9 protein-coding genes are annotated in these 12,111 nt (G+C 72.9%); all 9 read right to left on the minus strand.

Annotation, left to right across the window (positions count from 1 at the left end; genetic code table 11):
• Nucleotides 1–11 precede the first annotated feature (11 nt).
• The 9 genes from AOM01_RS00215 to ndk all read right to left on the minus strand — a co-directional run bounded on the left by AOM01_RS00215 (nt 12) and on the right by ndk (nt 12,078).
• Nucleotides 12–1,085: an amidohydrolase family protein gene (locus tag AOM01_RS00215; protein WP_062287290.1), complete on the minus strand. Its 1,074-nt coding sequence runs from the start codon at nt 1,083–1,085 to the stop codon at nt 12–14.
• Nucleotide 1,086: 1 nt separating this feature from the next.
• Entirely contained in the window at nt 1,087–2,682 is a 1,596-nt protein-coding gene (gene ffh / locus AOM01_RS00220; protein WP_062287292.1) for a signal recognition particle protein, read from the minus strand.
• Nucleotides 2,683–2,711: 29 nt separating this feature from the next.
• Entirely contained in the window at nt 2,712–4,358 is a 1,647-nt protein-coding gene (locus tag AOM01_RS00225) for a [protein-PII] uridylyltransferase family protein (RefSeq protein WP_228374162.1), read from the minus strand.
• Between the two features lie 152 nt (nt 4,359–4,510).
• On the minus strand, nt 4,511–4,849 hold the full coding sequence (locus tag AOM01_RS00230; protein ID WP_042215355.1) for a P-II family nitrogen regulator: 339 nt from the start codon (nt 4,847–4,849) through the stop codon (nt 4,511–4,513).
• A 2-nt stretch (nt 4,850–4,851) separates the two neighbouring features.
• Complete coding sequence (locus tag AOM01_RS00235; RefSeq protein WP_062287298.1) at nt 4,852–6,132, minus strand: ammonium transporter; 1,281 nt, start codon at nt 6,130–6,132, stop codon at nt 4,852–4,854.
• A 205-nt stretch (nt 6,133–6,337) separates the two neighbouring features.
• On the minus strand, nt 6,338–7,504 hold the full coding sequence (gene ftsY / locus AOM01_RS00240) for a signal recognition particle-docking protein FtsY (RefSeq protein ID WP_228374163.1): 1,167 nt from the start codon (nt 7,502–7,504) through the stop codon (nt 6,338–6,340).
• Between the two features lie 44 nt (nt 7,505–7,548).
• Complete coding sequence (locus AOM01_RS00245) at nt 7,549–7,821, minus strand: hypothetical protein (RefSeq protein ID WP_062287302.1); 273 nt, start codon at nt 7,819–7,821, stop codon at nt 7,549–7,551.
• Nucleotides 7,822–7,982: 161 nt separating this feature from the next.
• Nucleotides 7,983–11,573, minus strand: a complete 3,591-nt coding sequence (gene smc, locus AOM01_RS00250) for a chromosome segregation protein SMC (protein WP_062287304.1) — start codon at nt 11,571–11,573, stop codon at nt 7,983–7,985.
• Between the two features lie 85 nt (nt 11,574–11,658).
• Nucleotides 11,659–12,078, minus strand: coding sequence for a nucleoside-diphosphate kinase (gene ndk, locus AOM01_RS00255; RefSeq protein WP_062287307.1), 420 nt, complete (start codon nt 12,076–12,078; stop codon nt 11,659–11,661).
• Nucleotides 12,079–12,111 lie beyond the last annotated feature (33 nt).

Genomic DNA, 12,111 nt, shown 5'->3' on the forward strand with positions numbered 1-12,111 from the left:
GGAACGACGCCTCAGACGAGGGCCCCGCGCAGCACCACGTGGCGCGGGGAGGCGAGGGCGCGGATGCCGTCGCGAGGGTCCTCCGCATAGACGACCAGGTCCGCGGGTGCGCCCTCCTCGAGGGCGGGCGCGCCGAGGAACGCGCGTGCGCGCCAGGACGCCATCGCGACCACGTCAGCGTCCGGGATCCCGGCGGCGACCATGAGCGCGGCCTCGCCGGGAAGCCCTCCGTGGCCGAGCGTGCCGCCGGCGTCGGTGCCCACGAGCAGGGGGACGCCGGCCTCGTGCAGCGCGCGGACGTGGGCGAAGCGACGCTCGTGCATGGCCCGCATGCGCGTCGCGTAGGCGGGGAACCGCGCCTCCGCCTGCGCCGCGAAGCCCTCGAAGTTGGCGACCTGCATCATGGTCGGCACCACCGGCAGGCCCCGGCGCGCCGCCTCCGCCATGTGGTCGGCCGTCATTCCGGTGCCGTGCTCGATGCAGTCGACGCCGGCGTCGAGCAGTCCGTCGATGGTCTCCGTCGCGAACGTGTGCGCGGTGACCCTCGCCCCGGCCTCGTGGGCCGCCGCGATGCCCTCGGCCAGGGCATCATCCGGCCACAGCGGCGTGAGGTCGCCGCGGTCCCTGTCGATCCAGTCCGCGATGAGCTTGACCCAGCCGTCGCCCTTGCGGGCCTCCTCCGCCATCACGGTCGGGAGGTCGGCCACCTCGATCTCGCGCGCGTAGTGGCGCAGGTAGCGCTTGGGACGCGCGATGAAGCGGCCCGCGCGGATCAACCGCGGCGCGGTGGTGACGCCGTCGAGGAAGCGGGTGTCGGACGGCGAGCCTGCGTCCCTGATGAGCAGGGTGCCGGCGTCGCGGTCGACCAGCGCCTGCTTGAGCGCGAGGTCGGCGTCGACCGCTCCCCCGCTGTCGAGGCCCACGTGGCAGTGCACGTCGACCAGCCCGGGCAGGACCCAGCCGTCGAGCGCGTGCCGCGAGGCGGCCGCGGGCCGTTCGTACGTGACGCACCCGTCCACCACCCAGGCCTCCGCGCGGACGTCGTCATCGCCGACGACCACGGGGCCCGTGAGGTGGAGCGCCACGTCAGCGTCCCAGGTACTTCGACAGGTCCGCGCTCAGCGCGTCCCTGTCGACCTCCTGCGGCTGCTGCCCGATCCCGAACGCGGAGCCCTGCGCGGCGGGCGCCGAGGCGCCGCGGGTGCGGGCCTCCGCCTCCTGCTGGGCGCGCTTCGCGGGGTTGCCCGACTTGCCCTTGACCTTGCGCTGCGGCGCCTGCTTGCCCTTGGACTTCTTGCCGCCGGGCAGGCCCCCGAACGCTCCGGGCCCGCCGCCCATGCCGGGCATCTGCGGCATGCCGCCGCCGCGCGACATCGCCCGCATCATCTGCTGCGCCTGCTCGAATCGCTTGATGAGCGAGTTGATCTGCGCGACGGACGTGCCCGAGCCGGCGGCGATGCGGGAACGGCGCGAGCCGTTGAGGACCTTGGGGTTCTCGCGCTCCAGGGGCGTCATCGACTGGATGATCGCCTCCGTGCGCACCAGCTCGCGCTCGTCGAAGTTCTCGATCTGGTCGCGGACCTGACCCATGCCGGGAAGCATGGTCAGCATCTTCTTCATCGAGCCCATGTTCTTGAGCTGCTGCATCTGGCTGAGGAAGTCCGCGAGGGTGAAGTCCTCGCCCTTCGAGACCTTCTGCGCCATGCGCTCGGCCTCGGCCTGGTCGAACGTGCGCTCGGCCTGCTCGATGAGGGTGAGGATGTCGCCCATGTCGAGGATGCGCGACGCCATGCGGTCGGGGTGGAACACCTCGAAGTCGTCGAGCTTCTCGCCGGTGGACGCGAACATGATCGGGCGGCCGGTGATCTCCGCGACCGAGAGCGCGGCACCACCGCGGGCGTCGCCGTCGAGCTTCGTGAGGACCACGCCGGTGAAGTCGACGCCCTCCTGGAACGCGGTCGCGGTGGCGACGGCGTCCTGACCGATCATCGCGTCGATGACGAAGAGGACCTCGTCGGGCTCCAGCGCCTCGCGGATGTCCGCGGCCTGGCGCATGAGCTCCTGGTCGATGCCGAGGCGACCGGCGGTGTCGACGATCACCACGCTGTGCTGGCGCTGCTGCGCCTCCGCGAGACCGCGCCGCGCGACCTCGACGGGGTTGCCGCGCGGGACCTCGTCCTCGCGGGTGACGCCCGGCTCGGGTGCGAACACGGGCACGCCGGCGCGCTCGCCGACGACGGTCAGCTGGGTGACCGCGTTGGGGCGCTGCAGGTCGGCCGCGACCAGCAGCGGGGTCTGGCCCTGCTGCTTGAGGTGGTGTGCGAGCTTGCCCGCGAGGGTGGTCTTGCCGGCGCCCTGGAGGCCCGCCAGCATGATGATGGTGGGCCCGCTCTTCGCGAGGCGGAGCGCGCGGGTCTGCCCGCCGAGGATCGCGATGAGCTCCTCGTTGACGATCTTGACGACCTGCTGGCCCGGGTTGAGCGCGCCCGACACCTCGGCGCCGAGCGCGCGCTCGCGGATGTTCGACGTGAAGGTGCGGACCACGGGCACCGCGACATCGGCGTCGAGGAGGGCCCGACGGATCTCGCGGATGGTGCCGTCGATGTCCGCCTCGGTGAGGCGGCCCTTGCCCCGCAGGTTGCGGAACGTCTCTGTCAGGCGATCGGAGAGGTTGGCGAACACACTTATCCCTTCACAACGTGCCCACCAGACTACCGCCCGGCGGCGCCCTCCTCGGCGGCCAGCGCCGCGCGGGCGCGCTCCGTCAGCGTGTCGACCAGCTGCGCACGCCACGCGGTCCACACCTTCGGGCCCGCGGCCTTCGAGTCCGCCTCGGTGAGGGCCCGCAGCACGTCGAGCAGGTCCGCACGGTGCTCGACGGCGTCGAGCAGGCGCGCGATGGTCGCCGGGTCCTCCGGGTCGCGCGTGGTGGCGAGGATCGACAGCGTGAGGTGCTCGCGCACCAGCAGCTCGAGGTCGTGCGCGGTCTCCGTGGAGAGCCCCATGCGCGCCGCGATCGCGGGGATGAGCGCCGCGCCGTCGACGGAGTGGTCCGTGGCGCCGGCGCGCTTGCCGATGTCGTGCAGCAGCGCCGTGAGGTGCAGCAGGTCCGATCGGTGGGTGCCGCGGCGATGCTTGGAGGCGATGGTGACCGCCTCGAGCATGTGCCGGTCCACGGTGAACACGTGGATCGGGCTGCGCTGCGGCCGGTTGCGGACACCCTCCCACTCGGGGATCCACCGCACCACCAGCCCGTGCACGTCGACCGCCTCCCAGACGGGGATGAGGTGCGCGCTGGCGCGCAGCAGGTCGCGCAGGTGGGTGCGCGCCTCCTCAGGCCACGGCTCCGGCAGGTCGGGGGTGCGCTGCATCGAGTCGAGCAGGGTCGGCGTGAACGTGAGGCCCGTGGTGGCGGCGGTCGCGGCGGCGCGCAGCGGCAGCAGCGCGTCGGTGGTCGCGTCGTAGCCGGGCGCGAGGGCGAGCTCGCCGTCGACGTCGATGAGACCCTCGGCGACCTTGACATGCCGAGGCGCGGAGGCGCGGCGGCGCGCGAGGAAGGCGCGCGAGCCCACGCCGGAGCGCTCGAGCGCGCGCCGCGCGCCGCGCTCGGTGGTGTCGAGCGCGAACGCGACCGTGCGGCCGGCGTCCGCGATCGCGGCGAGCAGCTCGTCGGGGTCGCCGTATCCGAGCCGCTGCGCGACCTCGGGCGCGACGTGGCGGCCGAGCACGTTGATGCCGCGCCCCGTCTCGAGCTGGAGCGCGTCGCGCACGTCGAGGAGCAGCTGCCCCGCGGCGTCGACGGCGCCGTGGGGACGGTCGGTGAGCCAGGTGGCGGACAGCGCGGTGAGGCTCACGTAGTCGCGCAGGCCGCCGCGCGCCTCCTTGAGGTGGGGCTCGATGAGGTAGGCGAGCTCGCCGTGCCGCTCCGCGCGGGCGCGGGAGGCGCTCAGGAGGTCGGGCAGGCGCTTGCGGGCGGCGGCGCGCCAGTCCTGGTAGATGTGGGTGCGGGCCTGCAGTAGCAGCTGCTCGTCGCCCGCGATGAGGTGGAGGTCGAGCAGCCCTGCGGCCGCGGCGAGGTCCTTCGAGGCGACCTGCCGGCACTCCGTGAGGGTGCGCGTCGAGTGGTCGAGCTCGAGGCCCGCGTCCCAGATCGGGTACCAGAGGCTCTGCGACAGCTCCGCGATCGCCTCCTTCTTGTACGTCGACCCGTCGTGCAGGATCACCAGGTCCAGGTCGGACGCGGGTCCCGCATCCCCCCGGCCCACCGATCCGACCGCGCCGAACGCGATGCCGTCGCGCATGCCGTCGGCGTGGTCGTCCCAGTGCTCCTTGAGGTGCGCGAACACCAGGTCGGACATCGCCTGTCGACGCTCTCGGCCCCCCAGGCCGCTGACCGCGAGCTCCTCGGCCCGCTCTCTCCTCAGACGCTTGAGGTCCCGCACCCCACGGGGGTGCGGGACCTCAGCGCGGGAGCCTTCACGGCTCTCCATGTGTCTGGCGGTCTCCCTGCTTAGAGGGCGTCCGCGCCGTGCTCGCCGGTGCGGACACGGGCCACGTCGTCGACGGGGACGACCCAGACCTTGCCGTCACCGATCTTGCCGGTCTGCGCGGCCGAGACGATCGCCTCGGTCACGGTCGCGGCGTCGGCGTCGTCCACGAGGACCTCGAGACGCGTCTTCGGAACCAGGTCGACCGTGTACTCCGCACCGCGGTAGACCTCGGTGTGGCCCTTCTGGCGGCCGTAGCCGGCGGCCTCGGACACGGTCACGCCCTTGACGCCCGCGGCCTCGAGGGCCGCACGGACCTCGTCGACGCGGTGGGGCTGGATGATCGCAGTGACCAGCTTCATTGCTACTTCGCCTCCTCGTAAGCGGTCTCGCCGTGCTCGGCGAGGTCGATACCCGACACCTCGACATCCTCGCTGACACGCAGGCCCACGGTCGCCTTGATGGCGAGACCGATGAGGTACGTCATCACGAACGAGAACACCACGGCGATGAGGGCGACGATGGTCTGCGTGACCAGCTGGGTCACACCACCACCGTAGAACAGGCCGTTCATCGGCGAGAGCTCATCGCCCGCGCCGGCCCACGTGGTGCCCTCGTCGAGGTTCGCGAAGAAGCCGATGAGGATGGTGCCGACGAGGCCGCCGACCAGGTGGACGCCCACGACGTCGAGCGAGTCGTCGTAGCCGAACTTGTACTTGAGGCCCACGGCGAGCGCGCAGAGCACACCGGCGATGAAGCCGATCGCGATGGCGCCCCAGGTGTCGACCGACGCGGCGGCCGGCGTGATGGCGACCAGACCGGCGACGATGCCGGACGCGGCACCGAGCGAGGTGGGCTTGCCGTCGCGGATCTTCTCCACGAGCAGCCAGCCGAGGATCGCGACGGCCGGGGCCACCACGGTGTTGAGGAACGCACGACCGGCGGTCGCGTCGGCCGCGAACTCCGAACCGGCGTTGAAGCCGAACCAGCCGAACCACAGGACGGCGGCGCCCAGCATGACGAACGGGAGGTTGTGGGGCTTGAAGGGCTCCTTGCCGAAGCCCTTGCGGGTGCCCAGCAGGAGGGCGAGCGCCAGGCCGGCAGCACCAGCGTTGATGTGGACCACGGTTCCACCGGCGAAGTCGATCGGCGACGATGCGGTGATCGGGTTGTCCCAACCGAGGAAGCCGCCACCCCAGACCGCGTGAGCGACCGGGAAGTAGACGAGGGTGACCCACACGGCCACGAAGATGCTCCACGCGAGGAACTTCATGCGGTCGGCGACCGAGCCCGAGATCAGGGCGACGGTGATGATGGCGAAGGTGGCCTGGAAGCCAGCCATCACGAGGAACGGCACACCGGAGCCAGCGGCGAGCGACGAGTCGTCACCCACGCCGTTGAGGCCGAAGAACCCGGACGGGTTGCCGATGAGGTCGCCGCTACCGAAGGTGAGGCCGTAGCCGTAGATCACCCAGATGAAGCCGACGATGGCGATGCTGATGAAGCTCATCATCATCATGTTGAGCACGGACTTCGCGCGAACCATGCCTCCGTAGAAGAACGCCAGAGCGGGCGTCATCAGGAGGACAAGAGCGGTCGCAACGATCATCCACGCGGTATTGCCGGAGTCCAGCGTGAATTCCATTGTTTCTCTCCCTCCGCTGACCCCTTGGCCAGCGATGGGCCCAATCTTCCGGACGTCTGTTACCCCTGAACGACCCCCATGTTTCGGGACGGTTACATCGGGCGCGCGTAGGTAAAAGGTAAGTTGCACAGACGCACGAAACGGAACGATGCGGGCGCACCGCGCGTACGCGATGCACGCATCGCGCGTGCCGAGCAGGTTCCCGTCAGTCGCCCAGCAGCGAGTCGACGAAGCCCTCCGGGTCGAACGGCGCGAGGTCGTCAGCGCCCTCGCCGAGCCCCACGAACTTCACGGGCACGCCCAGCTCGCGCTGGACCGCGAGCACGATGCCGCCCTTGGCGGTGCCGTCGAGCTTGGTGAGCACGATGCCCGTGAGGGGCGCGACCTGTCCGAACACGCGCGCCTGCGTGAGTCCGTTCTGGCCGGTGGTGGCGTCGAGCACCAGCAGCACCTCCTTGGGCGCGCTGACCTTGGAGACGACGCGGACGATCTTGCCGAGCTCGTCCATCAGGCCCTGCTTGTTCTGCAGGCGGCCGGCCGTGTCCACGAGCAGCACCTCGGCGGCCTCGGTCCGCGCGCGGTCGGCGGCCTCGAACGCGACGGAGGCGGGGTCCGCGCCGTCCACGTGGCTGCGCACCACCGGCACGCCCACGCGGGACCCCCAGGTCTCGAGCTGGTCGGCGGCCGCGGCGCGGAACGTGTCCGCGGCGCCGAGCACCACGGTGCGGTCCTCGGCGACGAGCACGCGCGCGAGCTTGCCGACCGTGGTGGTCTTGCCCACCCCGTTGACGCCGACCACGATCGCGGAGTGCAGCTCGCCGTCTCCCGCCGCTCCCAGCGCGAGGGACCGGTCGAGCGACGGGTCGACCACGTCGAGCAGCGCCGCGCGCAGGAGCGCGCGCGGCTCGGCGTCCGGGTCGGCCTTGACGCGCGCCTTGAGGTCCTCGAGCAGCGCGTCCGTGGCACCCGCGCCCACGTCCGCCATGAGGAGGGTCTCCTCGAGCTCGTCCCAGTCGTCCACGGACAGCGCGCCGCGACGGAAGATCGCGAGAAGCGACTGCCCGAAGCCGGTGCCCACGCGGCGGCGCAGCCGTCCGAACCGGTGGTCGACCGCCTCGGGCGTCTCGACGGACGGCGCGGCCTCCTCGACCGTGGCCGGCGCCTCGGGCGCCTCCGTCACCGCCTGCGCCGCGGCCTCCTCGACGGGTGCGGGGGGCGCGACCGGGGCATCGTCCCGTCGCGGGGGCGCCTCCCGCGGGGGCGCCTGCCGCGCCTTGCCCAGCACGGCGGCGCCCACACCGCCGAGCACCACGAGCCCCGCGACGATCGCCACGAGGAGGTCACTGTCACCTGGGATCCATGCAACGTCCACGGGCACAGTCTGTCAGGTCGGGGCGCGCCTCGCGGCGCGCGGGGTCACGCGCGGTGGCGGACGGGGACCGGGGCCACCTTGGGGCCCACGGTCGGCAGCGACGCGGTCTCGCGACCGAGCTCCCCCACGACGTCGAGGGTCGCGTCGGGGCGGTCGATCTCGTCGAACAGGTGCTCGCGGACGGGGCGGCGCTCCTCGACGCCGAGCGCCAGCCGCACCAGGCGGCGCCCGCGACCCTCGCTCGCGAAGGCCGCGACGAAGACGATCGCGGCGATCACGCCGCCGACCACCAGGGTCTGCATCATGTAGCTGAACATCCACCGCTCCCCACGCCGAGGCCTCGACGGCCTCGCGCATCCTCACCCGGCATCACGAACCGGGCAAGCCCCGACATCTGGGGGCAAACGCCCCGCAGGGAGAACGTGCGGCGCCGCGGGATGTTCCCGTGCCGCCGGGGATCGGCGGTCTGCCAGGCGCCTCAGGCGGCGTCGTCGTCGCGCAGGCGCTGGCTGATCACGGTGGTGACGCCGTCGCCGCGCATGGTGACGCCGTAGAGGGCGTCGGCGATCTCCATGGTGCGCTTCTGGTGCGTGATCACGATCAGCTGCGAGTCCTCCTGGAGCTCGCGGAAGATCTCGAGCAGGCGGCCCAGGTTGACGTCGTCGAGGGCGGCCTCGACCTCGTCCATCACGTAGAACGGGCTGGGGCGCGCCTTGAAGATCGACACCAGCAGCGCGACCGCGGTGAGGGAGCGCTCGCCGCCGGACAGCAGCGAGAGGCGCTTGACCTTCTTGCCCGCGGGCCGCGCCTCGACCTCGATTCCGGTGGTGAGCATGTGCTCCGGGTCGGTGAGGACCAGGCGGCCCTCTCCCCCGGGGAACAGCCGCGGGAACACGCGATCGAACTGCGCCGCGGTGTCCGCGAACGCCTCGGCGAAGATCACCTCGACCCGCTCGTCGATCTCCTTGACGATGGTGAGGAGGTCCTCGCGCGAACGCTTGATGTCCGCGAGCTGGTCGGTGAGGAACTTGTGGCGCTCCTCCAGCGCCGCGAACTCCTCGAGCGCGAGCGGGTTGACGCGTCCCAGCTGGTTCATCGCGCGCTCCGCCTTGCGCAGGCGTGCCTCCTGCTGCTCGCGGACGTAGGGCACCGTGGCGGGCTCGGGCGCCTCGGCAACTCCGCCCTCGCCGGCGTCCGCGGGCTCCGGCGCCGCATCGCCCACCACGGGCACGCCCAGGTGGGGCCCGTACTCCTCGACCAGCCGGTCGGGATCCATGCCCAGGTCGTCGACCGCGCGCTGGCGCAGCTGCTCGAGACGCACGTTCTGCTCGGCGCGGGCGACCTCGTCGCGGTGCGCGTCGTCGGTGAGGCGGGCGTGCTCGGTCGACAGCTCGTCGACGCTGCGGCGCACCTCCGCGAGCCGGCCCGTGCGCTCGGCGCGCTCGGCCTCCACGGCGGCCCGTGCATCGTCCGCCTGCTGGACCGACACGTCGATGAGGGCGATCGCGTCGCGGCTGCCCGCGATGACCTCGCGCGCGGCCTGGGCCTGACGCTCGCGGCGCGCGGCGGCGGCCTCGGCACGGACGCGGGCCTCGCGCTCGGCGACGGCGGCGCGCTCGAGGCTCTCGGCGCGGGCGGCCAGGGCGCGGGCGCGCTCCTCGGAGGTGCGCAGCGCGAGCCGCGCCTCCGTCTCCTTGGCGCGGGCGGCGCGGGCGCTCGCCTCGTCCTCGTCGCGCCGTTCCTGGGCCGCGCGGGTGTCGGCCTCGAACTGCTCGGGCTCGGCCTGCGCCGCGGCGAGGCGGTCGGTGAGGCTTGCGAGCTCGTCCTCGTCCGTCTTCATGCGGCCGTGCGCCTGGTCGAGCTGCTCCGTGAAGCGTTCCGCCTCGGCCTTGGCGCCGCGGGCCTGCGCGCCCAGGCGTCCGAGCTTCTCCGCGGCGGCGGCCATGCGGGCGTCCGCCTCCGTCAGGCGCGCGAGGGTGCGCTCGTGGTGGCCGCGCGTCTCCGACTCGGCCTCCTCCGCGGCGCGCAGGCGCCGCTCGGTGTCCTCGACGCGGGTCGCGGCGGCGTCGCGCTTCTCGCGGGCGTCGTCGAACGCGGCCTGCACGTGCAGCACGCTCGGGGCGTCGCCCGCGCCGCCGGAGGCGTTGCGGCTGCCCAGCAGGTCGCCCCGCCGGGTGACGGCGACCACGTCGCGGTGGGCGGCGACCAGGGAACGTGCGGCGGCGAGGTCCTCGACCACGGCGACACCCGACACGAACGCGCGGACGGTGTCGACGAGCCCGGCGGGGCCGGACACCAGGCTCGAGGCCCACGCGGCACCCTCGGGGAGCGCGACCTCGGGGTTCTCGGGGGACGCGCCCGCGTCCGCGACCATGAACCACGAGCGGCCCGCGTCCTCGTCGCGCAGCCAGCGGATCGCGTCCACGGCGTCCTCGACTGTGCCGACGGCCAGGGCGTCGGCGAGACCCCCGAGCGCGGCGGCGATCGCGTCCTCCGCGCCGGCCTCGATCTCGATCAGCGACGCGACCGAGCCGGTGACGGCGCGCGACCCGCTCGCGAGCAGCGCGCCGGCGCCGTCCTTGCGCACCAGCGACAGCTCGAGGGCCTCGCCGCGCGCGGCCCACGTGTCGCGCTCCCTCATCGCGGCGTGCAGCGCGTCCTTGAGCTCGGACACGGCGGCCTTGGCCGCCTCCCACGCCGCGGTCGCGGATTCGTGCTGGACGTCGAGGTCCTCCTCGCCCGGGTCCACCGTGGCGACCGAGGTCTCGACGTGCTGGAACTCGACGTTCGCCTCGTGCGCGCGCTTCTCCGCGGCGGCGAGCTGCTCCTGCAGGCGGCCGATCTCGGCCTCCGCGGACTCGACGCGCGACCGCTTCGCGGCCACCTGGCCGGCGAGGCGCGCCACGCCCTCGCGGCGGTCGGCGACGGAGCGCAGCAGGTTGGCGTGGTGGCGGTCGGACTGGAAGGCCGCCTCCTCGGCGTCCTTGCGTGCCTCGATCGCGGCCTCGAGCTCCTCGGCGGCCGCGGCGACCTCGGCCTCGAGCTCCTGGCGGGCGGCCTGCGCGCGCTCGACCTGCTCGTCGAGGTCCACCAGGTCGGTGGGCGGGGTGTCGCTGTGCGCGGTGCCGAGCATCCGCACCCGCTCCTCGGCGAGCGTGGACAGGTTGCGCAGCCGCTCGCGGATCGCGCTCAGCCGGTAGTACGTGTCGTTCGCCTTGGTGAGCGCGGGCGCCGCCTCCGCGGACGCGCGCTCGAGGTCGGCGAGCAGCGCGCGCGCCTCCGCGAGGGCCTTGTCGACGGCGTCGCGGCGCTCGAGCAGCGCGGATTCGTCCGCCTTGTCCTGGGACATCGACTCGGTGAGCGTCGCGATGTCGTCCGCGAGCAGGCGCGAGCGGGCGTCGCGCACGTCCACCTGGATACGCTGCGCCTGGCGCGCGACCTCGGCCTGCTTGCCCAGCGGGCCCAGCTGGCGGCGGATCTCCGCGGTGAGGTCCTGCACGCGCGTGAGGTTCGCCTGCATCGAGTCGAGCTTGCGCAGCGCCTTGTCCTTGCGGCGGCGGTGCTTGAGGATGCCGGCGGCCTCCTCGATGAAGTGACGGCGATCCTCGGGCGTCGCGCGGAGCACCGCGTCGAGCTGGCCCTGGCCCACGATCACGTGCATCTCGCGACCCAGGCCCGAGTCGGACAGCAGGTCCTGGATGTCGAGCAGGCGGCACGCGGAGCCGTTGATCGCGTACTCGGATCCTCCGCTGCGGAACAGCGTGCGGCTGATCGTCACCTCGGTGTAGTCGATCGGCAGCGCGCCGTCGGTGTTGTCGATGGTGAGCGACACCTCGGCACGGCCCAGCGGCGCGCGCCCGGACGTGCCGGCGAAGATGACGTCCGCCATCTGCCCGCCGCGCAGCGTCTTGGCACCCTGCTCGCCCATGACCCACGCGAGCGCGTCCACCACGTTGGACTTGCCCGAGCCGTTCGGCCCGACCACGCAGGTGACGCCGGGCTCGAACTCGAGGGTGGTCGCCGACGCGAAGGACTTGAAGCCTCGCAGCGTCAGCGTCTTGAGATGCATGGCTGGCAGTGTAGGGGAACCCCTCGCCCGCCCGACGGAGGCGCGAGCCCGGCCCGCGCATCGTCCCCGGACACCCGACCCGGGGCTACAGACCGGGGAACCAGATCCCGATCTCGCGCTCGGCGGACTCCGGGGAGTCCGAGCCGTGCACGATGTTGTGGATCACCGGCAGGTCCCACTGGCGAGCGAGGTCGCCGCGGATCGAACCGGGCGCCGCGGTGGTGGGGTCGGTGGGGCCCGCGAGCGTGCGGAAGCCCTCGATGACGCGCTCGCCCTGGGCGACCACCGCGAGGACGGGACCCGACAGCATGAACTCCACCAGGGGGTCGTAGAACGGCTTGCCGACGTGCTCGGCGTAGTGGTCGGCGAGCAGTTCGGGGGTGGCCTTGCGCAGCTCGACGCCGGCGAGCGTGTAGCCCTTGGCCTCGACGCGGCGCAGGACCTCGCCCGCGAGGCCGCGCTTCACGCCGTCGGGCTTGACCAGGATGAGGGTGCGTTCACTCATGGTGGGGAGCCTAGCGGGCCGCGGGCGCGGGCA

The organism is Demequina phytophila, from assembly GCF_000971135.1.
GTDB lineage: Bacteria > Actinomycetota > Actinomycetes > Actinomycetales > Demequinaceae > Demequina > Demequina phytophila.